The organism is Geodermatophilus tzadiensis (assembly GCF_003002915.1).
Taxonomy (GTDB): Bacteria; Actinomycetota; Actinomycetes; order Mycobacteriales; family Geodermatophilaceae; genus Geodermatophilus; species Geodermatophilus tzadiensis.
Map to the genome: position 1 here is coordinate 122,621 of NZ_PVTG01000012.1, position 23,202 is coordinate 145,822.

A 23,202-nucleotide genomic window follows, 5' to 3' on the forward strand; every position below is an offset into this window, starting at 1 on the left:
GGGGTCAGGGGGCGAAGACGCCGGCGAGGTGGTCGAGCAGGGCGTCCTCGTCCAGCGGGCGGCTGCGGAAGCCGACGTGGCCGTCGGGCCGGACCAGGTGGGCCGCCGTCCCCGCGCCCGCGGTGCCGTAGGCGGCCGCGAAGGTCCCCTCGGCGTCGCGGACGACGGGCAGGTCGACGAGGAACGGCACCCGGGCGTCGGGGGCGGCGACCAGGTAGGCCGCCACCTCGCCGCGGGTCTGCTGCCGTACCGCGACGGCCAGCTTCTCCAGGCCCGACACCTGCTCCTCCGACGCGCCGGCGTCGGCCGACAGCAGCAGCGTGGAGCGGGTGCCGCGGGTGAGGTCGAACAGCCGCAGCGGGTGCGCGACGCCGAAGCGCCGCAGCCCGTGCACGTCCGGCGCGCGGTGCCCGGGCTCGGGCCCGGCGGGGAAGCCGTCGGGGGCCGCCTCGCCGACCAGCGGGCTGCCGGCGTAGTTCATGGTCATCTGCATCTCGAGCAGGAACTGCGCCTTCTCGTCCTCCATGTCCATCTCGTCGGTGAACGCGATGGCCACGGCCCGGTCGACGATCATCTTCCCGGCGGGACGGCGCTCGGCCTCGTAGCTGTCGAGCAGCCCGGGGGCGGCCAGCCCGCGGACGGCGAGGGCGAGCTTCCAGCCGAGGTTCCAGGCGTCCTGGATGCCGGTGTTCATGCCCTGCCCGCCGGCCGGCGGGTGCAGGTGCGCGGCGTCGCCGGCGACGAAGACCCGCCCCTCGCGGTAGCGGTCGACGATGCCGTGCTTGATCCGGAAGATCGACGACCAGCGCAGGTTGCTCGCCGTCGTCCCGGGCGGGCCCAGGTCGTCGATGGCGGCCTGCATGTCGGCCAGCGTCGGCGGCTCGTACTCCTGCCAGAACCCGGGCGGGACGACGCCGGAGCCGACCGCGTCCTGCCACCGCTGCGGGGCCAGGGTGGCGATCCGGTAGCGGTTGCGGCCCTTGAGCGGGACGCAGACGAGCATGCCGGTGAAGTCGTCCTCGTTCTCGATGCGGACGAAGCGCACCAGGTGCCCGGCGGGCAGGTCCCAGTCGACGTCGACGTCCCCGAGCATGAACAGCTGCGGGAACATCGACAGCCCGCCCTCGAAGCGGAGCCCCAGCCCGGAGCGGACGGCGCTGTGCGCCCCGTCGCAGCCGACCAGGTACTGCGCCCGGGCGGTCTCCACCTCGCCGGAGGCGTGCCGCAGCTGCGCGGTGACGCCCTCGTCGTCCTGGGTGAAGCCGGCCAGCTCGACGCCGCGCTCGACGACCACCCCGAGGGAGGTCAGCCGGGCGCCGAGCAGGCGCTCGGTCTCGTACTGCGGCAGGCCGAGGTGGGCGTAGGGCAGCTCGTCGAGGCCGGACCAGTCGACCTGGTGGGTCTGCTCGCCGTTGACGAACACCGTCTGGCCGTGCAGCCAGATCCCGGCGTCCATCGCCTCGGTGACGATGCCCTGGTCCTCCCAGATCTCCATCGTCCGGCAGTGGATGCCGATGGCCTTGTCGGCCTGGGTGGAGGCCTCGGGGCGCTTGTCCACGACGCGGACGGCGACGCCGCGGCGGGCCAGCTCGATGGCGTGGGTCAGGCCGGCCGGGCCGGCGCCGACGACCAGCACCTCGACCGCGCGTCCGGTGGTGCGGGAGGTGCCCTCGAGGCCGGCCGGGACGGGCAGCGCCGCCGCGGCGGCCGCGTGCTCGTCGTCGGGCTTCTCCACGAACTCCTGCACGCTGGCGCTGGGCACCGTGCTGACCGGCGTCCCGGCGACCACCTCCAGGTCCGGCTCCGGGGTCACCGGCACCGCGGCGGGGACGGTCTCGGGGACAGCGGTGGCCGAGGGCGGCTCGGGGCGGACCCGCAGCGCGAACACCCGGCGGTCCTCGCCGCGGGCCAGCCAGCGGCCCAGCGGCCCGGCGGTCCAGTTGGCCGGCTCGGCCGTCCAGTCGGTGAAGTGCTGCTCGGACTCCCACTCCGCGACGACGTGGTAGCGCCCGCCGTCGGTCTCGCGCAGCAGCTCCTCGCGGGCGTGGCCCGGGGCGCTGCGCGCGAGCTGCGCGGCGGCGAGGTAGGCCAGCTCGAAGGCCTCCTGCTCCCAGGGCTCGACGGCGACGGCGGAGTCGACGCGCACCCGCGCCACCTCGACGTCCCCGCCGGGCGGGAGCAGCGGCGGGAAGTCCGCGTCCGCGTCGGGCCGCTGCCGGATCTCGAGCACCTCGCGCCGGAACTCCACCGAGTGCCAGCGGGCCAGCGGGGCGCCGGCCGCCATGTGCGAGGGGTCCTCGACCCAGTCCACGAAGTCCTGCTCGGACCGCCACTCGGCGAAGATGTGGTACCGCAGGCCGCTCGCGTCGCGCAGCAGCTCCTCCCGCACGTAGCCGCGGGAGTCGCCGATCCGCTGGGTGACCGTGGTGTACGCGCGCTCGAAGGCCACCCGCTCGCCGGGCGCGACGCTGGTGGAGAAGTCGATGCGCACCGGCCGCCGCGGCTCGGCCTCCCGCGTGGCCAGCACGGTGAACGTCTCGCGGGCGGTGTCCTCGCGCAGGTCGCGCAGCGCCGCGGTGAGCCGCTCGCCCGCGGCGCTGCGCCCGAAGGCGTCCACCGCCGCCCGGTCGGTCCAGTCGCTGACGAAGCCGAACCAGCGCGGGTCGTCGGCGTCGCGCACCAGCTCCTGGCGCAGGTTGCCCGGCACCCGGGCGACCTCCGCGGCGGCCTGCTGCCAGGCCGCCGCGAACGCGTCCTCGCAGCCCTCCCGCGCGCGCACCCGCAGCACCGTCCGCACCCCGGCGGCGGCGGCGTCCCTCCCGGTGCCCGGTGCCGTCATGCCGGGGTCTCCACCGGCCGCCCCGCGCCGGGGACGACGGCCAGCACCTCGTAGGTGTTGCGGGCGGCGTCCTCGCGCAGGTCGCGCAGCGCCTCGGTGAGCGTCTCCCGGGCGGCGCTGCGGCCGAACGCGTCGACGGCGGCGCGGTCGGTCCAGTCGCTGGTGATGACGAACGTGCGCGGGTCGTCGGCGTCGCGCACCAGCTCCTGGCGGAGGTTGCCCGGCACCCGGGCGATCTCGGCCGCGGCCCGGTGCCAGGCCGCCTCGAAGGCGGCCTCGCACCCCTCCCGCGTCCGCATCCGGAGCATCGTCCGGATCGCGGCCCGCTCCTCCGGCGCGCTCACGCCGCCGCCCCGACCGGGTCGCGGCGCAGCACCAGGCTGCTGTTGAACCCGCCGGCGCCCCGGGCCAGGACGACGACGGTCCGCAGCTCCTGCACGCGGGTGGCCTGCACGAGGTCGACGCCGGGTGCCTCGACCGGCTGCTGCAGGTGGGCGGTGCCGGGCACGATGCCGTCGCGCATCGCCAGCAGCGCGGTGGCCACGTTGAGCGCCGACCCGCCGGCCATCAGCCGCCCGGTCCACGACGACGGCGCGGTCACCGGCACCGGGGTGCTGCGGCTGCCGAACACCGCCCCGATCGCCGCCAGCTCCAGCGCGTCGAGCTCCGGCGTGCCGGCGCCGTCGGCGACCACGAGGTCCACCTCGTCCGGCGAGACGCCGGCGTCGGCGAGCGCGAGCCGGATGGCCCGGGCGTACTGCGTCGCGTCGGGTGCGGGGTCCTCGTGGTGGTGCGCGTCGTGCGTGGCGCCGTAGCCGGCCACCTCGCCCCACACCCGCTGTGCGCCGCGGGCCCGCGCCGCGCCGGGCTCCTCGACCAGCAGGATGGCGCCGCCCTCGCCCACGACGTGCCCGTTGGCCCGCCGGTCGAAGGGCAGGTAGGCCTCCTCGGGCCGGGTCGCCGTCGACAGCCGGCCGCTGGTGGCCTGGCACAGCAGCGCGTACGGGCACATGCCCGCCTCCGTGCCGCCCACCAGCACCGCCGGCGTCCCGCGGCGCGCCACGCGCCGGGCCCAGCCGATGCTGTCCAGCCCGCCGGCGCCCTCGCTGACCACCACGCCGGAGGGCCCCTTGTAGCCGTCGCGGATCGACACCTGGCCGGTGCTGGCGGCGTAGAACCAGGCGATCGACTGGTAGGCGCCCACCGCCTTGGGCCCGCGTGCCCACAGCCCCTGGATCTCGTGCTGGCTGAACTCGTTGCCGCCGGAGCCGGAGGCGAGGAACACCGAGGTGGCGTAGACGTCCTCCGGCGCGGTGTAGCCGGCGTCCTCCGCCGCGAGGGTGGCCGCGGCCAGCGACATCCAGGTCCAGCGGTCGGTCTGCACCTTCAGCTGGGGCGCCACGTGCTCGTCGGGGTCGAAGCCGCGCACCTGCCCGGCCAGCGAGATGCCGTACTGCGTGGGGTCGAAGCCCTCGATCGGGCCGATCGCGTGCTCCCCCCGCAGCAGCGACTCCCAGTGGGCCTCGACGCCGACCCCCGTGGGGGCGACGACGCCGAGGCCGGTCACGAGCAGGCTCATTCGGTCCTCCGGGAGGGGCTGGCCAGCACGATGGCCGACTGGAATCCGCCGAAGCCGCTGCCGACGGAGAGGGCGACGTCGACCTTCTGCTCGCGGGCGACCTTGGGCACGTAGTCGAGGTCGCACTCGGGGTCGGGCACCTCGTAGTTCGCCGTGGGCGGCAGCACCCCGCGCTGCACGGCCAGCGCCGTGGCGGCGATCTCGATGGAACCGATGGCGCCCAGCGAGTGGCCGACCATCGACTTGATCGAGCTCATCGCCACCCGCTCGGCCGCCGGGCCGAGGCTCTTGTGCACCGCCGCGGTCTCGTGCCGGTCGTTCTGCTTGGTGCCCGAGCCGTGCGCGTTGACGTAGCCGACCTCGGCGGGGTCGATGCGGCCCTGGCCGAGCGCCTCGCGGATCGCCTCGGCCATCTCGGTGCCGTCGGGCTTGAGCCCGGTCATGTGGAAGGCGTTGCACCGGCTGGCGTAGCCGGTGACCTCGCAGTACACCTCCGCCCCGCGCCGGCGCGCGTGCTCGAGCTCCTCGAGCACCAGCACCGCCGAGCCCTCGCCCATGACGAACCCGTTGCGCCGCGCGTCGAACGGCTTGGAGGCGTGCTCGGGGTCGTCGTTGCTGTCGGTGGTCGCCCGGATGGTGTCGAAGCAGGCCATCGAGATCGGCGAGATCGGCGCGTCGCTGGCGCCGGCGATCACGACGTCGGCGTCGCCGTCCTCCACCAGCTGGCTGCCGTAGCCCACCGCGTCGATGCCCGAGGTGCAGCCGGTGGAGACCACGGTGGCCGGGCCGTGGGCGCCGAAGCGCACCGCGAGCTCGGTCGCGCCGCAGCTGGGCACCAGCGCGTGGGCGAGGAAGCGGGAGGCGTAGCGGGGGTCGACCAGCCAGTGCGCGCCGGCGTCGCTCACCGACACGTACTCCTGCTCCAGCCGCATGGTCGCGCCGACGGCGGTGCCGAGGGTGACGCCGACCCGGTCGGGGTCGGGCGCGTCGTCGGCGCCGCCCGCGCCGAAGCGCAGGCCGCTGTCGGCCACCGCCTCGTCGGCGGCGACCATCGCCATCTGCACGAACCGGTCGTTGCGGTGGATCTCCTGCGCGGACAGGCCGAGGGCCCGCCCGTCGAAGTCGACCTCCGCGGCCACCTGCGAGCGGAACCGCGCCGGGTCGAAGAAGGTGATCCGGCGGGTCGCCGTCCGGCCCGCGGTGATCATGTCCCAGAAGCCCTCACGGCCCATCGACCCGGGGGCGACCACCCCGATCCCCGTGACGACGACCCGCCGGCGCTCGGTGCTCACCGCACGCCCGGGGGGAGCTCGGTGTCGACGTGGCCCAGCTCGGGCCGCGGCGCCAGGGGCCCGCAGAGGAAGACGAAGAACGCCGTGGTCGAGGTGTCGTTGACGATCCGGTGCTTCACCCCGATCGGGATGTGCACCGCCGTCTCCGCGGTCAGCCGCCGCTCCTCGCCGTCGAGGGTGACCGAGACGTCACCGGTCTGGCAGTAGAGGAACTCCTCGGAGTACGGGTGCCAGTGCTCGGTGACGACCTCCCCCGGCTCGAGGGTGAGCGTGCCCATGAAGCCGGCGGTGGAGCCGACGCTGGCCGGCGAGAGCAGGACGCGGATGTCGCCGCCGCGGCGTCGGTTGGGCGGGGTGTCGGCGCGGGACACGGTGGGCCCGCAGCGCACGACGCTCTTGGCGTGCTGGATGGTGGTCATGACTGTCCTCCGGTGGGGGTCGGGCCCGCGATGGCGGGTTCCGGCCGGGCGGTCGGGATCGGGAGCTCGGGCCCGGCGGCGTGCTGCACCGGGACGTCGGGGGCGACCTGGCGGACGAGCGGGCCGAGCAGCGGGACGGCGGCCACCTCGACCACCGCCGTGGCGCCGCTGGTGGCCAGCGCCCGGCAGGTGGCCTCCCACTGCACCGGCGAGGTGAGGTGGGCACGCAGGCACCGGGCCAGCTGGTGGGGGTCCTGGGTGGGGCGGCCGTCGGCGTTGGGCACCACGGGCACCTCGGGCGCCGACCAGTCGAGGTCGGCCAGTGCCGGACCCAGGTGCCGCGCGACGGGTTCCATGAGCGGCCCGTGGCAGGCGGCCCGCCCGGGGAGGCGGACCAGGTCCAGGCCGGCGGCGAGCACGGTCTGCCGCGCCCGGGCCAGCTCCTCGCAGGTGCCCGCGAGGACCACCTGGGCCGGCCCGTCGAACTCGGCGATCGTCAGCGTGCCCCAGCCGCCGACCTCGGCGACCGCCGCGCGGGCCACCTCGCCGGCGCCCGGGCCGACGACCGCGGCCATGCCGGCGCAGGACGGGCGCGGCGAGAGGGACAGCAGCTCGGCCCGCCAGTGCACCAGCTCGACCACCTGGTCGAGCGGCAGCGCCCCGGAGGCCACCAGCGCGGCGTACTCGCCGATGCCGTGCCCGGCGACGGCGACCGGCTGCAGGCCGCGGGCGACCAGGCTGCGGTAGCCGGCGACGCCGGTGACCACGACCTCGACGTGCGCGGCCACGGGGTCGCTCAGGTTGAGCGGGTCGCGCCACCACTCGGCGACGTCCCGCCCGACCAGCGCGGAGGCCTCCTCGGCCACCTGTCGTGCGGGCTCCTCGCCGAGCCAGGCGTCGAGCGTGCCGGCGCGCGCGCCGCCCTCCCCGGCGAGGACGACCGCGGCCCGGGTCACGTCGCCGCCTCCGGGGCCCGTCCGGCGGCCGCTTCGACCTTCTCCTTGATGATCCCCATCTGGATCTTGGAGTTGCCGTCGATCCGGCGGGTCATCCCCTCGGTGTCGATCGGGGCCTGGGGCCGCATCCGGAAGTCCTGCACCCACCGCATGCGGGTGCCGGTCCCCTCCCGTTCGTAGCTCCAGAAGATGTCCATGAACTCGAAGGGCCCGGGCTCCACGCGGCGGGCGCGGACCGTGTGGGTGGCCGGGTCGAGGGTCCGCTCGGACACCCAGCTCCACACCGTGCCGTTCTCGTCGGGGTGCATGGAGAGCCGGAACCGGAAGTAGGTCTCGGTCTGCTCGAGGATCTCGATCGAGGCGTACTCGGTGAACAGGTCCGGCCACGAGGCGAGGTCGTTGGTCATCCGCCACACGTGCTCGAGGTCGGCGTCGATGACGATCGAGTTGTCGGTGTGGCCGGCGGTCTCGGTGCCCGGCTCCACGGTGCTGCTCATGAGCGGTTCCTCCTGGGGGTCGGGTCGGCTCAGGCCATGCCGGCCGAGTTCGACGCGGTCGCGTTCACCGTGTCGACGATCTCGCCGAGCGTGTAGAGCTCCGGGTTCTCCTCGGGCATCTCGGTGCCGTAGCGGTCCTGCAGCGCGGTCTGCATCGACAGGAAGGCCAGCGAGTCCAGGCCGATGTCGGCGAAGTGCGCGTCGCGGTCGGTGGTGTGCGCGCTGGCGGGCAGGCCGGCCTTCTCGGACAGCAGCGCCATCAGGTCGTCGAGAGTGAAGGTCGTGGCGGACACGGGATCTCTCCTTCGGTGGAGCGGTCCGGCCGCGGGTCCGCGGTCGGGGTCGGGACGAGCTGGAGTCCGCCGCGGGCGGCGGGGAGGCCGGGGGCGGCGTCGTCGAGGGAGGCGGCGCGGGCGAGCACCGCGGGCAGGCACCGGTCGAGGAACTGCACGTCGTGGCGGTCGGCGACGACGTCGGGGTCGCGCAGCAGCGCGCGGTGCAGCGCGATCGTGGTGTGCACGCCGGGACCCTCGACCCGCATCTCGGCCAGCGCCCGGTCCATCCGGCGGATGGCCTGGTCGCGGTCGGGCGCCCACACGACGAGCTTGCCCAGCAGCGAGTCGTAGTCGGGGCTGACGGTGTCGCCCTGGCGGTAGCCGGTGTCGAAGCGGGTCCACGGGCCGTCGGGCACCTGCAGCACCTCGAGCCGACCGGGTGCCGGCGCGAAGCCCCGGGTGGGGTCCTCGGCGTTGATCCGGCACTCGATCGCCGCGCCGCGCGGGACGACGTCCTCCTGCCGGAAGGCCAGCCGCCGGCCGGCGGCGACGAGGATCTGCTCGCGCACCAGGTCGACGCCGGTGAGCAGCTCGGTGACCGGGTGCTCGACCTGGATCCGGGCGTTCATCTCCATGAAGTACGCCGCGCCCGAGCCGTCGACGAGGAACTCCATCGTGCCCGCGCCGGTGTAGCCGACCGAGAGCGCGCCGTGCACCGCGAGGCGGCCGAGCTCGGTGCGCTGCTCGGGCGTGAGGTGGCCGGCCGGGCCCTCCTCGAGCAGCTTCTGGTGCCGCCGCTGCAGGGAGCAGTCGCGCTCGCCGAGGGAGACGCCGTTGCCGTGGGCGTCGCACAGGACCTGCACCTCGACGTGCCGCGCGCCGGACAGGAAGCGCTCGACGTAGACGGTGGGGTCGCGGAAGACCGCGCGGGCCACCGCCCGGGTCGTGGCGAACGCCTCGTCGAAGTCCTCCGGCGCCCGGACGACGGTCATCCCGCGGCCGCCACCGCCGGCGGCGGCCTTGACGATGACCGGGTAACCGATCTCGTCGGCGATCGCCCGGCCCTCCTCGGCGGTGCGCACCGGCTCGACCACGCCGGGCAGCAGCGGCAGGCCGGCCTCGGCCATCAGCCGCCGCGCCGTCGCCTTGTTGCCCATCTGCTGCATGACCGCCGGGGGCGGGCCGACGAAGGTCAGCCCCTCGGCGGCGCAGATCTCGGCGAAGTCCGGGTCCTCGGAGAGGAAGCCGTAGCCGGGGTGGACGGCGTCGGCGCCGGCGCGCAGCGCCGCCTCGACGATGTTGGGCACGTGCAGGTAGCTGCGCCGGGGCGCCGGCGGGCCGATGTGCACGGCCTCGTCGGCCATGGCCACCACGGCCGAGTGGCGGTCGGAGGTCGAGTGGACGGCGACCACCTCGATGCCCAGCTCCCGGCAGGCCCGGGCGATCCGGACGGCGATCTCACCGCGGTTGGCGATGAGCAGCCGGTCGATCACCGCGCACCGCCGGCCGGCCGCAGGAGCATGAGCACCTGGTCGTACTCGACGGACTCGGCGTCGCCGACCAGGACGTCGGCCACCACGCCCGCCTCGTCGACGACGATCGGGTTCATCAGCTTCATCGCCTCGACGATGCCGACGGTCTGCCCGGGCTCGACCTCGTCGCCGACCCGCACGAAGGGGTCCGCGCCGGGCGAGGGCGCCGAGTAGAACGTGCCAACCAGGGGGGACCGGACCGGGGTGCCCTCCGGCTCGGCCGGGGCGACCGCGGCGGCGGGCGCCGCCACCACCGCGGCGACCGGTGCGACCGCCACGGTCGCCGTCTCCGCGGGACCGGTGGCCCACTCGACCTCGACGGCGCGGTCGCCGTCGCGGACGGTCAGCCTCCGCAGCCCCGCGGGCAGGTCGCGGGCCAGGGCGACGACCTCGTCGTGCAGGTCGCGCACCGTGTCGTCGGGGTCGGGCCCCGCACTCCGGGCCGAGAGCTCGCTGGCGGTCATCGGTCAGCTCCCCACGGTCTGCAGCGGGCGGCCGTCGTCGCCGCTGATGCGGGCCAGCCGACGGGCGCGGGTGTCGAGCAGGGTGGCCGGGTCGAGCCGGCAGACGTCGTCGAGCTCGCGCACCAGGGCCCGGCGCAGCAGGCCGGCCGCGGCCAGCGGGTCGGTGTGCGCCCCGCCCGGTGGTTCGGGGACGACGGCGGTGGCGATCCCGGCCGAGCGCAGGTGGGCCGCGCCGAGCCGCATCGCGCGGGCCGCGGTCGGGGCGGCCACCGCCGTCCGCCACAGGATCGCCGCGCACCCCTCCGGGCTGATCACCGAGAGGAAGGCGTTCTCCATGACCAGCAGCCGGTCGGAGGTGCACAGCGCCAGCGCGCCGCCGCTGCCGCCCTCGCCGGTGACCACCGAGACCACCGGCACCCGCAGCCGGCTGCTGCGCAGGATCGCCTCGGCGATCGCGTGCGACTGCCCGCGCTCCTCGGCCTCGGGTCCCGGGTGCGCGCCGGGGGTGTCGACCAGCGTGACCACCGGCAGGCCGAAGGACTCGGCGTGGTCGAGCAGCCGCAGCGCCTTGCGGTAGCCCTCCGGGTGCGGCATCCCGAAGTTCCGGGCCACCCGCTCGCGGACGGTGTGCCCCTTCTCGTGGCCCAGGACGACGACGCGGCGCCCGCCGATGGCGGCCACCCCGCCCACGACGGCGGGGTCGTCGGCGAAGACCCGGTCCCCGTGCAGCTCGACGAAGTCGTCGAAGGCGGTGTGCAGGTAGTCCAGCGTCGTGGGCCGCTCGGTCACCCGCGCCCGCTGGACGACGTCCCACGGGTCGGCGTCGGTGTCGTCGGCCTCGGCGTCCTCGTCGGCGTCCTCCGCGCGGTCGGCCGAGGGGCCCTCGTCGGCCGACCCGTCACCGGCCGGGGCGCCGGGCACGGGACCGGCGCCGTGCAGGGCGAGCAGCCGGACCAGCAGCGGCCGGAGCTCCGCGCGGCTCTCGACGCGGTCGACCAGGCCGTGGCTCATGAGGAACTCGGCGGTCTGGAAGTCGCGGGGGAGCTCGGCGCGGATCGTCTCCTGCACCACCCGCGGCCCGGCGAAGCCGACGTGCGCGCCGCGCTCGCCGACCAGGACCGAGGCGAGGGTGGCGAAGGAGGCCGAGACGCCGCCGTAGGTGGGGTCGGTGAGCACGCACACCGACAGCAGGCCGGCCTCGCGCAGCCGGCCGAAGGCGCAGCTGACCCGTGCCATCTGCAGCAGCGAGAACACGCCCTCCTGCATCCGCGCGCCGCCGCTGGCGCACACGGTGACCAGCGGCAGGCTGCGCTCGAGGGCCAGCTCGGCGGCGCCGCTGACTCGGCGGCCGACCTCGACGCCCATCGAGCCGCCGAGGAAGCCGAAGTCCATGACGGCGAGGACCACCTCGGCGCCGCCGATGCGGGCGGTGCCGACGACGACGGCCTCGGACTCGCCGGAGCGGCGCTCGGCCTCGGCCAGCCGGTCGGGGTAGTCGCGCAGGTCGGTGAAGGCCAGCGGGTCGGGGGTGCTCGGGGCGAAGTGCGCCTCGGTCCAGCTGCCGGCGTCGGCGAGCAGGTCGATGCGGGCGCGGGCGCTCAGCCGCAGGTGGTGGTCGCACTCGGGGCAGACGTGCAGGTCCCGGTCGAGTCGCTTGCGGTAGAGCAGCCAGCCGCAGGCGGGACAGGAGACCCACCCGCCCGCGGGCTGCGGCGCGGGGACCGGTGGGACCGGGGTCGCCGAACGTGTCATCAGTTGCCTCCTCGCCACCCGCGCGATCACTCGGGGGACGACGTCCAGTGGTAGAAGCGGCGGGCCATCGCGTCCTGCGGCGACCGCCAGCCGGGGTCGTAGGCCTCGATGTAGGGCTTGAGGTCCTCGCTGACGGCGCGGAAGGCCGGCAGCGACTGGGCGATGCGCATCGCCTCGGCGGCGGGCCGGTCGAAGTCGACCAGGTGCACGTAGATGCCGTGGAACTGGTAGAGCGAGCGGCGGAGCACCCCGATCTCGTGCGGTGCCGACGTCGCGTCGTGGCGGCCGAAGGCGGCGGCCACGTCCTCGGCGTGCTCCGGCGCCATCCGCGCGATGATCATCGTCTGGTCCACGGGACCTCCTCCGTCGTCCACCTCCCGGGGAGCCCGGGCGGGATGGCACCGACGCTAGGAACGACGTGAGGCTCGCCACATCGGCCAGGCGTCGGGATCCGGCGCCCACCCGGCGGGGGAGGGCACCACGACCCCGGACGGCGGGAGGGCGCCGGCACCGTCCGGACGGCCTGGTCGGATCCCCTCCGGGGAGGGGCAACCCCGACCTGCAGGGCGACGGGTCCCGCTCCGGGGAGGGGTCGCAGGCACGACCCGGGTATGAACTCGCCGGTGAGCGGACCGCTCAGCGCCGTTCGGGTGGTCAGCGCTCCGGGAACCGCCTAGCTTTCGCCTCCTGACCTGCAAGCTCGCGCCTCGGGCGCCGGAGGGGAGCGGAGCGGATGGGTGGACCGGAGCGCGACGTCCCCGGTGCCGTCGTGACCGGCTCCGGCGCGCCCGCGGACGGCTCGCCCGTCCGGGTGCTGGTCTGCGACGGCCACGACGTCCTGCGGCGGGGGCTGCGCACCGTGCTGCGGCGGGCGCCCGACCTCGTGGTGGTGGGTGAGGCGGCCGACGTCGACGAGGCGCTCACCCTGGCCGCCGGCGTCGCGCCGGACGTCACCCTGCTGGGCCTGGACACCCGGCGGACCGCGGTGCAGGAGCTGGTGCGGACGCTGAGCCGCACGGGCAACCGGGTCGTGTTGATGGGTGAGGCCGCCGCCGGCAGCGACGTGGTCGAGGTGCTCAGGGCCGGCGCGCGGGGCTACGTGCACGCGGCGGTGAGCTCCCTGCGCCTGGTCGAGGCCGTGCGGGCGGTGGCCCGCGGGGAGACCGTGCTCGACGCGTGCGTCGCCGGCGAGCTGCTGCACCGGCTCGACGGCGACCAGCGGCCGGAGGACGGTCCGGCCCACAACCCGCTCACCGCGCGGCAGCAGGCGGTCGCCGAACTGGTCGCCGAGGGGCTGACCAACGCCGAGATCGCCGACCGGCTGCGGGTGAGCAGGGCGACGGTGAAGGGTCACATCACCGTGGCGCTGCGCCGACTCGCCCTGCGCGACCGTACGCAACTCGCCATCCACGTGCACAGAGCGTCACGACGCGGTGGTGGCGGGAGCTTCCTCCCCGCGGAGGGCTGAGCAGCTCGCGCGCCGACATCCCTGGTGGTGAAGGGCTTCCTTGGCGGATCCTGGATGAATGCTGGGAGAAAACTGCGCACGACATGGTCGTGCACCGTTACCCTCGGTGGAGTCCGGAGAAGACGGACGGGAGTCGGAGGGGTCGGCCTCGGGGCGCGGGGGAGCGTCGAGCCGTCGGGGGGACGACATGGACCACGAAGGACTCGCACCGGACGCGACGATCGCTGGACTGCGCCAGCGCGGCCCCGGCCAGACGGGTGGGCGCTCCACACCCAACGAGGTGGCCCGGCCGCCGGCACCGAGGGGGTCGGTGCGGCCCGCGCCGATCCGGCCCCATGCGGGCCGGCCGCCGACGAGCCTGGTGTGCGTGCTGCTCTGCGAGGACCAGGAGGTCTTCCGGATCGGCATGCGCGAGGTGCTGGAGGCGCAGCCGGACATGGCGGTGGTCGCCGAGACCACCCACCTGCCCGAGGCGCTCGAGGCGGCCGACGGGTGCCGCACGCAGGTGGTCGTCGTCCGGCAGGGGCTGGTGGCCGGCGCGGCGCTGCCGCTGCTGCGCACGCTGTGCCGGCGGGACACCGCGGTGCTCGTGCTCGCCGAGCCGGGGACGGAGTCCGAGCCCGAGGTCGTGGAGATCCTGCAGGCCGGTGTCCGCGGCTACCTGCCCCGCCGGTCGGACGCCCAGCGGCTGGTCGACGGGGTGCGGGCGCTGGCCCGGCACGAGGCCGCGCTGGACCCGGCGGCCACCGACCAGCTGGTGCAGTACCTGACCGACCCGCAGGCCCGCCCGGCACCGGCGGTGCGCCCGCTGGACCGGCTCACGGAGCGCCAGCGCGAGGTCGCCGAGCTGGTCGCGCAGGGGCTGAGCAACGAGGAGATCGCCTCCCGGCTGTTCCTCAGCCTGGCGACGGTCAAGAGCCACCTGACCGCCTCGATGCGGCGCCTGGACGTCCGCACCCGCACGCAGCTGGCCATCCTGGTCAACCGCGACTCCTCGCCCGCCGCCTGAGGACGGGCTCCACCGGACCTCGGACGGTTCCTCCGGAGGTCGCACCCGCTTCCTCCGGAGGTCGTGGCCGGCCGTTTTCGGTTGGGTTCTCGTACCGACTGCGCTACCGTCCTGGATCGTCGGTTGGACATCCCAACCGAGGATCTGGGGAGGACCCGTGGACGCCGCCGGTACCGTGCTCGACCCGCCCGCCCGACTGCTCTCGTTCGACCCGACCTGGCGGTCGTTCACCGACACCCAGGGCGGGCTCGTGGTGGGACACCTGCTGGCCGCCGCCGCGGCGGCGACCGGGTCGGCGCCCCGGGCGGTGACGGCGCACCTGCTCGCCGGGGTGGCGGCCGACACCGAGGCCGCCGTCGAGGTGGCCCCCGACCGGGCCGGCACCACCGGCAGCGTGCGGGCCACGGTGAGCCAGGAGGGCCGGGTGCGCGCGGTCGCCCAGGTGCTCACGCTCGCGCGCCCGGCCTCCGCGGTCAGCGAGGCGGTGCTGCCGGTCGCGGGACCGACCGTCCGGGAGGGCGTGCCGTTCGCGCTGCCGCGTGAGTTCGTGCCGATCGCCGACCACACCGAGATCCGGGCGCTGGGCGCCTCCCGCCCGCTGGCCGGGGGTCCCGAGCCGCGGCTGCACGCGTGGGTCCGGGTCGACGGCGACCTCGAGCCGCTGGTGCAGCTCGGCGTGCTCGCCGACGCGCTGCCGCCGGCGCTGTTCGCCGTCCGCACCACCCCGGCGGTGATGCCGACCGTCGAGCTGACCGCGCACCTCGCCGGCCCGCCACCGGCGACCGGCGCGTGGGTGCGCGTCGACCAACGCCTGGCCTGGGCCGACGCCGACGTCGCGGTGGACGACACCGAGCTGCGCGACGTGGACGGCGCCCTGGTGGCCCGGGTGCGCCAGACCCGCCGCCTGCCCGCCCGCTGACGCGGCCCCGCGGGCTGCTCAGCCGAGGCCGCCCCGCGCGACGAGCTGGCGGGCGATGACGTCGCGCTGGATCTCGTTGGTGCCCTCACCGACGATCATCAGCGGCGCGTCGCGGAAGTAGCGCTCGACGTCGAACTCGGTGGAGTAGCCGTGGCCGCCGTGCACGCGGATGGCGTCGAGCGCGACCCTCATCGCCGTCTCGGAGGCGAACAGCTTGGCCATGCCGGCCTCCAGGTCGCACCGCCGGCCGGTCTCGTACCGCTCGGCGGCGTACAGCACCAGCTGGCGGGCGGCGGTGAGCGAGGTGGCCATGTCGGCGAGCAGGTTGCCCACCGACTGGTGCTGCCAGATGGGCCGGCCGAAGCTCTCCCGCTCCTGGGCGTAGCGCAGCGCATCGTCGAAGGCGGCCTGCGCGACGCCGACCGCGCGGGCGGCCACCTGGATCCGGCCGGTCTCCAGGCCGGTCATCATCTGCGCGAAGCCGCGGCCCTCCTCGCCCCCGAGGACGGCGTCGGCCGGTGCGCGGAACCCGTCGAAGACGAGCTCGCAGCTCTCCACGCCCTTGTAGCCGAGCTTGGGCAGGTCCTTCGACACGGTCAGCCCCGGGCCGTGCTCGACCAGCAGCACCGAGACACCGCGGTGCCGGGGCTGCGCGTCCGGGTCGGTCCTGCACAGCAGCGCGATCAGCTGCGACCGGCGCGAGTTGGTGATCCAGGTCTTCGCGCCGTCGACCACCCACTGCCCGCCGTCCCGCCGCGCGACGGTCCGCATCGCCTGCAGGTCCGACCCGCCGCCGGGCTCGGTGAGCGCCATCGTGGCCCGCACCTCGCCGGTGGCCATCGCGGGCAGCCAGCGGTCCTGCTGCGCGCGGGTGCCGAAGGCGACCAGCAGCTTGGCGACGACGGTGTGCCCGCCCATGGCGCCGGCCAGCGACATCCACCCGCGGGCCAGCTCGGCGGTGACCTGCGCGTAGCAGGGCATGGACACCGGCGCCTCCCCCCACGGCTCGGGGACCGCCAGGCCGAAGACGCCGAGCTCCTTCATCCGCTCGACCAGCGCCTCCGGGTAGGTGTCGGAGTGCTCGAGCTCGCGGACCACCGGCCGGACCTCGCGGTCGACGAAGGTGCGCACCGTGTCGACGACGGCCTGCTCCTCGGTGCTCAGCGCGGTCATCGGGCTCCTCCCGTGAGCAGTGCGGTGCCGGTGACCGAGGACGGCGCCCCCGCGGCGGCGGCGGACAGCTCGAGCCGGTCGCCGTCGGCCCGGCCCACGGCGCGCACCGGCGTCCCCGCGTACGCCGGCCGGGTCAGCCGGTGGGCGAAGGAGACGACGGCGCGGTCGGGGGAGTGCCGCCGCGGGACCTCGAGCAGCAGCAGCGCGAGCAGCGGGCCGTGCACCACGAGCCCGGGGTGCCCCTCGACCTGCGTCGCGTAGGGGTGGTCGTAGTGGATGCGGTGCGCGTTGTAGGTCAGCGCGCTGAAGCGGAAGAGCACCGTCTCGTCGGGCCGCAGCTCCACCGCCGGGCCGTCGCCGGCGGGCGCGGGCGTCCCCGTCCCGGCCGGTGCGGGGGAGGAGCCGGCCTCCTGGGACCGGTAGACGACGTCCTGCTCCTCGCTGAGCAGCAACCGGCCGTCCTCCCGGTACTCGCTGCGCACGGTGACCAGCAGCATCGGGCCGCTGCGCCCGCTGCGGGGCTCGCACCGGGCCAGCGCGGAGGTGCGGGTGACGGTGCTGCCGACCCGCAGCGGCGCGGTGACCTCCAGCCGCCCGCCGGCGATCATCCGGCGCCGCTGCGGGACCGGCGGCAGGAAGGCGCCGGCGCGGGGGTGGCCGTCCTCGCCGAGGTCGGCGGTGGCCGGGTGGTCGAGGAAGGCGAACCAGTGCCAGCCCGGGGGCAGCGGGTCCCCGTCGGCCAGCGGCGGGGCGGGCTGGTCGAGCAGCGCGGCGAACGCGGCGGCCGGGCCGGCCCCGATGCGGGCGGTGGCGGTCACCGGCCCGGGCGACCAGCCCTCGACGGCGGAGGCGAGCAGCGTCACCGGGCCATCCTGCCGCCTGTGAGCCGGGCCGCACCGGGGAATGGGGCGAGCCCGGCCGGTGTCGCAACCCCCGTGGACCTCTTCTCCCCCGTGACCCTCGGCGACGTCGAGCTCGCCAACCGCGTCGCGATGGCGCCGCTGACCCGCATGCGTTCGGGCCGGTCCGGCGTCCCCGGCGACCTCGTCGTCGACTACTACGCGCAGCGCGCCTCGCTCGGCCTGATCGTCACCGAGGGCACCTACCCGCACATCGAGGGCCAGGCGTTCGTCGGGCAGCCCGGCCTCGTCACCGACGAGCAGGTCGAGGGCTGGCGCCGGGTCGCCGACGCCGTCCACGCCCGCGGTGGCAGGCTGTTCGCGCAGGTCATGCACGGCGGCCGGGTCACCCACCCCGACGTCAACGGCGGCCACCGCGTCGTCGCGCCGAGCGCCCTCGCGATCGACGGCGCCGGCCACACGGAGAAGGGCAAGCAGCCCTACCCGGTGCCCCACGCGCTGACCGCCGACGAGGTGCGCGCGACCGTGCAGGACTTCGTGCGCGCCTCGCAGCGCGCCGTCGAGGCCGGCCTGGACGGCGTGGAGATCCACGGCGCCAACGGCTACCTGCTGCACGAGTTCCTGTCGCCGACGTCCAACGTGCGCGACGACGAGTACGGCGGCTCCCCGGAGAACCGCGCCCGGGCCGTCGTCGAGGTCGTCACCGCGGTGGCCGAGGCGATCGGCGCCGGCCGCGTCGGCCTGCGGATCTCGCCCGAGCACGACATCCAGGACGTCCTGGAGACCGACCGCGACGACGTCCTCGCCACCTACGGCGCCCTCCTCGACCAGCTGCGCCCGCTGGGGCTGGCCTACCTCTCGGTGCTGCACCGCGAGCCGGCCGGCGACCTGGTGCAGGAGCTGCGGCGGCGCTTCGACGGGCCGCTGATGGTCAACAGCGGCTTCGGCTCGGTGACCACCCGCGACGAGGCCGTGGCGCTCATCGACTCCGCGCACGCCGACGTCGTCGCCGTCGGCCGGGCGGTCATCGCCAACCCCGACCTGGTGGAGCGCTGGGCCGGACAGCACCCGGAGAACGAGCCGAAGGCGCACCTGTTCTACGCGCCGGGCGCCGAGGGCTACACCGACTACCCGACGCTGCGCGCCGGCTGACCCGCCGCCCGATCGCGGACGGCGTCCCTCGCCCCGTCAGGAGGCGAGGGACGCCGCGGTGAGCACCGTGCCGGCGTCGGCGAGGGCGTCCGCGGGCACCGGGCGGCCGAACAGCCAGCCCTGGCCGTCGTCCACCCCGAGCGACTGCAGGACGGCGCGCTCGGCCGGCGTCTCCACCCCCTCCGCGACGACGACCACGCCGACGCCGTGGGCGAAGTCGACCAGCGAGCGGGCGAGCCGGGCCAGCACCGGGTCGGTGTCGACGCCGCTGACGATGCTGCGGTCCATCTTCAGCACGTCGGGGGCGGTCACCACGATGTGCCGCAGGCTGGCGAAGCCGGCGCCGACGTCGTCGACGGCCAGCCGCATGCCGGCCGCGCGCAGCGGGGCCAGGGCGGCCTCGAGGGCGGCGTAGTCCTCGACCGGGTCGTGCTCGGAGAGCTCCAGGACGACGCGGTCCAGCGGCAGCCGGGCGAGCAGGTCGCCGCAGGCCGGCGTCAGCAGGGTCTGCGGCGAGACGTTCACCGACACGTACCCCGACACCCGGTCGAGCAGCGCGGCGGCGCGGGTCAGGGCGAGCAGCTCGAGGCGGTCGCCCTCGCCGACGCTGTGCGCCTCCTCGAAGACGACGTCGGGTCCGCGGCCCCACTCGGCGGGGAACCGGCTGAGGGCCTCGGCGCCCACGCGGGCACCGGTGCGCAGGTCGACGATCGGCTGCAGCAGCACCCGGGGGCCGCCGTCGGCCACGACCGCGGCGAGCCGGTCGCTGATCTCGGACTGCCGCTCGGCCCGGCGGACCTCCGGCTCGATGACCAGCGCCGCGGCGTCGGCGAGCACCTCGACCAGGGCCTGGTCGCGCGGGGAGACCTCCGGGTCGGTGGCCAGGCCGAAGGCGCAGAAGGTGCCGTAGACCGCGCCGTCGCTGAGCACGACCGGCGCGCTGACGTGCGCGCGGATCTGCGGCAGGTCGGCCGGGTGCAGGCGCACCGCCTCCGGGACGCTGCGGACGTCGGGGATGACGCGCGGCAGGCGCCCCTCGACCACGGCCAGGCAGAAGCCGCTGTCGCGGGGGCCCGAGTAGCCGGCGCGGAACTCCGGCACCGCCGAGTCGGCGACCTGCACGGTCCGCGCGGTGTCGTCGATCCGGCTGAGGAACGCGACGCTGAGGTCGAGCTTGCTGCGCGCCGTCCGCAGCAGCCGTTCCACCTGCCGCCCGGCCTCCGAGCACTCCAGCTGCACGCGCGTCCTCCCCCGTGGACGTCCCCGTCCCCCGACCGGCACCGCGAGCCGCCGGGGCCACCCCTGCGGGCGGACTCATTCCGCCCGACATCCACGAGGGGTGATGCGGAACTCACTCTGCGGTATTGGCGGCGTCCTGTCTCGTCCGCCCGGCGCGCCGCGGCCGCGCCACGCCGGGGCCACCCCCGCGACCCGCGGGACCGGACACCCGCGCAGCGCCCCCTCGTGCCCTCGAGGGGGGCGTGCCCGCGTCCGCCGGAGACGCGCGGCGGCGGGCATCCTGGGCGCGGGGGAGGTGTGGCATGGACCTCGACGACGTCGTGCCGGTGCCCGACCACGTCACCCGGCAGTCGCGGGTGATCGACGCGCCGCCGTCCGTGGTGTGGGAGGAGCTGCACCGGCTGCGGCTCTCCTCGCTGCCGGTGACGCTCCTGCTCAGCGCCGCGCGGGCCCTGCCGGTGCTCCTGACGGGCAGGGGACGCCGGCGGGGCGGTCTCGACCGGACGCTCCTCGACGTGGTGCCCATCCCCGAGCTGATGTCCGACCCGCCGTCGCACGTCGTCTTCGGGGGCGTGCTGCAGGCCTGGCGGCTGACCGGCGGCCGGCGCCCGCCGGTGCTCGACGCGGACGGCGTCCGGGAGTGGTCGGAACCGGGCTGGGTGAAGGTCGGCATGGAGTTCCGGCTGACGCCGGCGCTCGGGGGGACCCGGCTGAGCTGCGAGACGCGGGTGGTCGCCACCGACGCGGGGACGCGGCGGCGCTTCGGCCTCTACTGGCTCGCCGTCCGGCCGGGCAGCTCGGCGATCCGGTGGGAGCTGCTCACCGCCGTCGCCACGCGGGCGGAGGCGCGCGCCGGGTAGGGACCCCGCGTGCCCTGGACCGAGCGCGACGTCCCCGACCTCACCGGCCGGACGGCGGTGGTGACCGGCGCGAACGGCGGGCTGGGCCTGCAGACGGCGCTGGCGCTGGCCGGTGCCGGCGCGCACGTGGTGCTGGCCGCGCGGGACCCGGGGAAGACGGCGGCCGCGGAGGCGCGGATCCGGCTCAGCGCGCCGTCGGCGTCGCTGGAGGTCGTCCCGCTGGACCTCGGCGACCTCTCCTCTGTGGCGGCCGCCGGGCGCTCGGTGCTGGACCGGCACGAGCGGGTGGACCTGCTGGTGGCCAACGCCGGGGTGATGGCGGTGCCGCGGCGGACGACGGCCGACGGGTTCGAGGAGCAGTTCGGCGTCAACCACCTCGGGCACTGGGCGCTCACCGCGCACCTGCTGCCGGCGCTGCTGCGCAGTCCCGCCGCGCGGGTGGTGACGGTGACCAGCACGGCGCGGCACCGGGCCCGGCGGCTGGACCCGGCCGACGTCCACCTCGAGCGCGGCTACGGGGCGTGGAGCGCCTACGCGCGGTCGAAGATGGCCAACCTGCACTTCGGCCTGGGCCTGCAGCAGCGGTTCGCCGCGGCCGGCGTGGCGGCGGCCAGCCTGCTCGCCCACCCGGGTCTGACGGACACCGACCTGCAGGCGCGCGCCGTGCGCGAGGGCGGCGCCGGCCGGCTCGGGCCGGTGTTCGAGCTGCTGACCGCGCGATCGGGGATGTCGCCGTTCGAGGGCGTGCGGCCGCAGCTGCGGGCGGCGACCGACCCGCGGGCCCGGGGCGGGGAGCTCTACGCGCCGCGGTACGGCTCGCGCGGCCCCGCCGTCCGGCGGCCGGTGCTGCGGCGCCGGGGGCTGCAGGAGCAGATCGACGTCCTGTGGCGGGTGTCCGAGCGCGAGACCGGCATCCCCCTCGAGGTCGGGCCGGCCCGGTGACCCGGCGGCTCACTCCTCCAGCAGGCCCGCCTCGTGGGCGAGGATGGCGGCCTGCGTCCGGTTGGCCAGGTCGAGCTTGGCCAGCAGCCGCGAGACGTAGGTCTTCACCGTCGCCTCGCTGACGAACAGCCGCCGGGCCAGCTCGGCGTTGGACTCCCCGCTGCCCAGCAGCTGCAGCACCTCCCGCTCGCGGTCGGACAGGCCCTGGATCCGCCGCAGCGCCTGCGCCCTGCGCGGCGCGGCCCGCCGGTCGACGTAGGACTCGATGAGGGTGGCGGTGACCTTCGGCGACAGCGTCGCGGTGCCGTCGGCCACCGCGCGGACGGCGGCGGCGATCTCCCGCGGCGGGGTGTCCTTGAGCAGGAAGCCGGCGGCGCCGGCGGCCAGCGCCGCGTACACGTACTCGTCGGCGTGGAAGGTGGTGAGGACGGCGACCTGCGGCGGGTGGGGCAGCGCGAGGATCTCGCGCGTGGCCGCCAGCCCGTCCTTGCGCGGCATCCGGATGTCCATGAGGACGACGTCGGGCCGCAGCTCCTGCACGGCGCGCACCGCGGCGAGCCCGTCGCCGGCCTCCCCGACCACGGTGAAGTCGCCGGCCGCCTCGAGCACGGTCCGCAACCCGAACCGCACCAGCTCCTCGTCGTCGACGAGCAGGACGGCGATCGTCACGCCGGGATCACCGCCTCCACCCCGAAGCCGCCGTCCAGGCGGCGCTCGGCGCGCAGCCGGCCGTCCAGCGTGCGCACCCGCTCGCTGAGCCCGACGAGGCCGAAGCCCCCGCCGGAGCCGGGGCCGGCGGGCTCGGTCGGTGTCCCGTTGACCACCCGGACGACGAGCCGGCCGGGCTCCCGGGAGACGTCGACGTGCACCGGGGCGCCGGGCGCGTGCTTGCCCGCGTTGGTCAGCGCCTCCTGCACGATGCGGTAGGCGGCCCGGGAGACGGCGGGTTCGACCGGGGCGGCGTCGGGCGGGGGACCGGTCAGCTCGACCACCATCCCGGCGGCGCGGCACTCCTGCACCAGCCGCTCGAGGTCGTCGAGGCCGGGCTGCGGGGTGAGCGGCGCGCCGTCGTCCTCCCCGTCGCGCAGGACGCCGACCGCCTGCCGCAGCTCGTCGAGCGCCTGCCGGCCGGCCAGCTGCACGTGGCAGGCGAGCTGCTCGACCCGCTCGCGGTCGGCGGCGGCCATCTCGATCGCTCCCGCCTGCAGCACCATGAGGCTCACCCGGTGCCCCACCGCGTCGTGCATCTCCCGGGCGATGCGCGCGCGCTCGGTGGCGATGGCCTCGCGCGCGAGCAGCTCCCGCTCGGCCTCGGCCCGCTCGGCGCGCTCGGTGAGTGCCGTCATCAGGTCGGCGCGGGCGCGCACCCAGGCGCCGATCGTGCCGGGCAGCAGGACGACGAACGCCGCCGCCGCCAGCCCGCTGACGACGTCGCCGAGCGAGCCGCCGGTCCACAGCTGGCTGACCGCGACCGACCCGGCGACCCCGGCGACGGCCCGGGCGGGCCACCCGCCGGTGTAGCGGCCCACCGCGTAGGCACCGAGCGGGATCGCGCCGCCGATGGCGGGGGCGACGGCGCCCACCGCGGCGGCCGCGAGGAAGGGGACCAGCGGTGCCCGCCGGCGCAGGAGGAGCAGCAGCAGGCCCACAGCGGCCGACGTCGTGGCCGTGACGGAGAGGGGCACGGGGGCGGGGCCGGACGTCCACTGGACCGCGCCGACGCTGAACGCGCCGAGGACGGCGAGGAGCACCTCGAACCAGACGCCGCGCGCGGACAGGCCCGGCCACAGACGCGCGCGGAGCCCCATGGGGCAGCAGCGTAGGACGGCGGTCCGCCCGCCCGGGTCGCCCGCGAGGTGACCGCCGACGTCACCTTTCGGATGACCGGGACGAGACCTCCGACCAGCACGTTCGAGGCTCCCGGCTGACGCGGACGACGGGCCCGCGGCGGTTCTCTGTGCGTCACCACCACAGC

The 23,202-nt window shown here is 76.0% G+C and carries 23 protein-coding genes; 6 read left to right on the forward strand and 17 right to left on the reverse strand.

Annotated features, from left to right (window positions below; translation table 11 throughout):
- Nucleotides 1-4: 4 nt before the first annotated feature.
- Genes LY71_RS15930 through LY71_RS15985 form a run of 12 tightly spaced genes read right to left on the reverse strand, consistent with a single transcriptional unit; the run spans nt 5 to nt 11,958 of the window.
- Entirely contained in the window at nt 5-2,839 is a 2,835-nt protein-coding gene (locus tag LY71_RS15930) for an FAD-dependent monooxygenase (RefSeq protein WP_106279383.1), read from the reverse strand.
- Nucleotides 2,836-3,183 (reverse strand): putative quinol monooxygenase, encoded by a 348-nt coding sequence (locus tag LY71_RS15935; protein ID WP_245887936.1) that lies wholly within the window; start codon nt 3,181-3,183, stop codon nt 2,836-2,838. Before LY71_RS15935 ends, LY71_RS15930 begins: the two co-directional genes overlap by 4 nt.
- Entirely contained in the window at nt 3,180-4,418 is a 1,239-nt protein-coding gene (locus LY71_RS15940) for a beta-ketoacyl synthase N-terminal-like domain-containing protein (RefSeq protein WP_106279385.1), read from the reverse strand. Before LY71_RS15940 ends, LY71_RS15935 begins: the two co-directional genes overlap by 4 nt.
- Nucleotides 4,415-5,710, reverse strand: coding sequence for a beta-ketoacyl-[acyl-carrier-protein] synthase family protein (locus LY71_RS15945; protein WP_106279388.1), 1,296 nt, complete (start codon nt 5,708-5,710; stop codon nt 4,415-4,417). Before LY71_RS15945 ends, LY71_RS15940 begins: the two co-directional genes overlap by 4 nt.
- On the reverse strand, nt 5,707-6,129 hold the full coding sequence (locus LY71_RS15950; protein ID WP_106279390.1) for a cupin domain-containing protein: 423 nt from the start codon (nt 6,127-6,129) through the stop codon (nt 5,707-5,709). Before LY71_RS15950 ends, LY71_RS15945 begins: the two co-directional genes overlap by 4 nt.
- Nucleotides 6,126-7,085, reverse strand: a complete 960-nt coding sequence (locus LY71_RS15955) for an ACP S-malonyltransferase (RefSeq protein ID WP_106279392.1) — start codon at nt 7,083-7,085, stop codon at nt 6,126-6,128. Before LY71_RS15955 ends, LY71_RS15950 begins: the two co-directional genes overlap by 4 nt.
- Complete coding sequence (locus tag LY71_RS15960; protein ID WP_106279394.1) at nt 7,082-7,582, reverse strand: SRPBCC family protein; 501 nt, start codon at nt 7,580-7,582, stop codon at nt 7,082-7,084. The genes LY71_RS15955 and LY71_RS15960 overlap by 4 nt, the downstream gene beginning before the upstream one ends.
- Nucleotides 7,583-7,611: 29 nt before the next feature.
- Nucleotides 7,612-7,875, reverse strand: a complete 264-nt coding sequence (locus LY71_RS15965) for an acyl carrier protein (RefSeq protein WP_106279396.1) — start codon at nt 7,873-7,875, stop codon at nt 7,612-7,614.
- Nucleotides 7,842-9,350: an acetyl-CoA carboxylase biotin carboxylase subunit gene (locus LY71_RS15970; RefSeq protein ID WP_170121387.1), complete on the reverse strand. Its 1,509-nt coding sequence runs from the start codon at nt 9,348-9,350 to the stop codon at nt 7,842-7,844. Before LY71_RS15970 ends, LY71_RS15965 begins: the two co-directional genes overlap by 34 nt.
- The gene (gene accB / locus LY71_RS15975) at nt 9,347-9,853 is read right to left on the reverse strand and encodes an acetyl-CoA carboxylase biotin carboxyl carrier protein (RefSeq protein WP_106279398.1); all 507 of its coding nucleotides are present in this window, start codon (nt 9,851-9,853) and stop codon (nt 9,347-9,349) included. The genes LY71_RS15970 and accB overlap by 4 nt, the downstream gene beginning before the upstream one ends.
- Nucleotides 9,854-9,856: 3 nt before the next feature.
- A complete protein-coding gene (accA, locus tag LY71_RS15980; protein WP_106279400.1) occupies nt 9,857-11,605 on the reverse strand; it encodes an acetyl-CoA carboxylase carboxyl transferase subunit alpha in 1,749 nt (582 codons plus the stop codon).
- Between the two features lie 26 nt (nt 11,606-11,631).
- Entirely contained in the window at nt 11,632-11,958 is a 327-nt protein-coding gene (locus LY71_RS15985) for a TcmI family type II polyketide cyclase (RefSeq protein WP_106279402.1), read from the reverse strand.
- A gap of 380 nt (nt 11,959-12,338) precedes the next feature.
- Between LY71_RS15985 and LY71_RS15990 the strand changes: the two genes are divergently transcribed.
- From LY71_RS15990 to LY71_RS16000, 3 genes are all read left to right on the forward strand, one after another.
- A complete protein-coding gene (locus LY71_RS15990) occupies nt 12,339-13,073 on the forward strand; it encodes a LuxR C-terminal-related transcriptional regulator (protein WP_106279405.1) in 735 nt (244 codons plus the stop codon).
- Nucleotides 13,074-13,440: 367 nt separating this feature from the next.
- Nucleotides 13,441-14,082: a LuxR C-terminal-related transcriptional regulator gene (locus tag LY71_RS15995; protein ID WP_245887937.1), complete on the forward strand. Its 642-nt coding sequence runs from the start codon at nt 13,441-13,443 to the stop codon at nt 14,080-14,082.
- A 157-nt stretch (nt 14,083-14,239) separates the two neighbouring features.
- A complete protein-coding gene (locus LY71_RS16000; RefSeq protein ID WP_170121388.1) occupies nt 14,240-15,001 on the forward strand; it encodes a thioesterase family protein in 762 nt (253 codons plus the stop codon).
- A gap of 18 nt (nt 15,002-15,019) precedes the next feature.
- Here LY71_RS16000 and LY71_RS16005 read toward each other — a convergent pair whose 3' ends face one another.
- Nucleotides 15,020-16,174 carry an acyl-CoA dehydrogenase family protein gene (locus LY71_RS16005; protein ID WP_106279412.1) on the reverse strand — a complete coding sequence of 385 codons (1,155 nt, stop codon included), beginning with the start codon at nt 16,172-16,174 and terminating at the stop codon, nt 15,020-15,022.
- On the reverse strand, nt 16,171-17,037 hold the full coding sequence (locus LY71_RS16010) for an HTD2 family dehydratase (protein ID WP_106279414.1): 867 nt from the start codon (nt 17,035-17,037) through the stop codon (nt 16,171-16,173). Before LY71_RS16010 ends, LY71_RS16005 begins: the two co-directional genes overlap by 4 nt.
- Nucleotides 17,038-17,109: 72 nt before the next feature.
- Here LY71_RS16010 and LY71_RS16015 point away from each other — a divergent pair, with 72 nt between their 5' ends.
- Complete coding sequence (locus tag LY71_RS16015) at nt 17,110-18,186, forward strand: alkene reductase (RefSeq protein ID WP_106279416.1); 1,077 nt, start codon at nt 17,110-17,112, stop codon at nt 18,184-18,186.
- Nucleotides 18,187-18,222: 36 nt separating this feature from the next.
- Here the strand turns inward: LY71_RS16015 and LY71_RS16020 are convergent, their stop codons facing one another.
- Nucleotides 18,223-19,425: an EAL domain-containing protein gene (locus LY71_RS16020; RefSeq protein ID WP_106279418.1), complete on the reverse strand. Its 1,203-nt coding sequence runs from the start codon at nt 19,423-19,425 to the stop codon at nt 18,223-18,225.
- A 302-nt stretch (nt 19,426-19,727) separates the two neighbouring features.
- Here LY71_RS16020 and LY71_RS16025 point away from each other — a divergent pair, with 302 nt between their 5' ends.
- Both LY71_RS16025 and LY71_RS16030 read left to right on the forward strand, forming a co-directional pair.
- A complete protein-coding gene (locus LY71_RS16025) occupies nt 19,728-20,285 on the forward strand; it encodes a hypothetical protein (RefSeq protein WP_106279420.1) in 558 nt (185 codons plus the stop codon).
- A 9-nt stretch (nt 20,286-20,294) separates the two neighbouring features.
- Entirely contained in the window at nt 20,295-21,227 is a 933-nt protein-coding gene (locus LY71_RS16030; protein ID WP_106279422.1) for an oxidoreductase, read from the forward strand.
- 9 nt (nt 21,228-21,236) lie between these two features.
- Here LY71_RS16030 and LY71_RS16035 read toward each other — a convergent pair whose 3' ends face one another.
- Both LY71_RS16035 and LY71_RS16040 read right to left on the reverse strand, forming a co-directional pair.
- Nucleotides 21,237-21,896 (reverse strand): response regulator transcription factor, encoded by a 660-nt coding sequence (locus tag LY71_RS16035; protein ID WP_211297373.1) that lies wholly within the window; start codon nt 21,894-21,896, stop codon nt 21,237-21,239.
- The gene (locus tag LY71_RS16040) at nt 21,893-23,035 is read right to left on the reverse strand and encodes a sensor histidine kinase (RefSeq protein WP_106279424.1); all 1,143 of its coding nucleotides are present in this window, start codon (nt 23,033-23,035) and stop codon (nt 21,893-21,895) included. Before LY71_RS16040 ends, LY71_RS16035 begins: the two co-directional genes overlap by 4 nt.
- Nucleotides 23,036-23,202: the final 167 nt, after the last annotated feature.

Excerpts from the sequence above, each read along its gene's own strand:
- LY71_RS16025 (WP_106279420.1), top strand. The coding sequence starts at position 19,728 with ATGGACCTCGACGACGTCGTGCCGGTGCCCGACCACGTCACCCGGCAG.
- LY71_RS15960 (WP_106279394.1), bottom strand. The coding sequence starts at position 7,582 with ATGAGCAGCACCGTGGAGCCGGGCACCGAGACCGCCGGCCACACCGAC.
- LY71_RS15930 (WP_106279383.1), bottom strand. The coding sequence starts at position 2,839 with ATGACGGCACCGGGCACCGGGAGGGACGCCGCCGCCGCCGGGGTGCGG.
- LY71_RS16005 (WP_106279412.1), bottom strand. The coding sequence starts at position 16,174 with ATGACCGCGCTGAGCACCGAGGAGCAGGCCGTCGTCGACACGGTGCGC.
- LY71_RS16040 (WP_106279424.1), bottom strand. The coding sequence starts at position 23,035 with ATGGGGCTCCGCGCGCGTCTGTGGCCGGGCCTGTCCGCGCGCGGCGTC.
- LY71_RS15990 (WP_106279405.1), top strand. The coding sequence starts at position 12,339 with ATGGGTGGACCGGAGCGCGACGTCCCCGGTGCCGTCGTGACCGGCTCC.
- LY71_RS15940 (WP_106279385.1), bottom strand. The coding sequence starts at position 4,418 with ATGAGCCTGCTCGTGACCGGCCTCGGCGTCGTCGCCCCCACGGGGGTC.
- accB (WP_106279398.1), bottom strand. The coding sequence starts at position 9,853 with ATGACCGCCAGCGAGCTCTCGGCCCGGAGTGCGGGGCCCGACCCCGAC.
- LY71_RS15950 (WP_106279390.1), bottom strand. The coding sequence starts at position 6,129 with ATGACCACCATCCAGCACGCCAAGAGCGTCGTGCGCTGCGGGCCCACC.
- accA (WP_106279400.1), bottom strand. The coding sequence starts at position 11,605 with ATGACACGTTCGGCGACCCCGGTCCCACCGGTCCCCGCGCCGCAGCCC.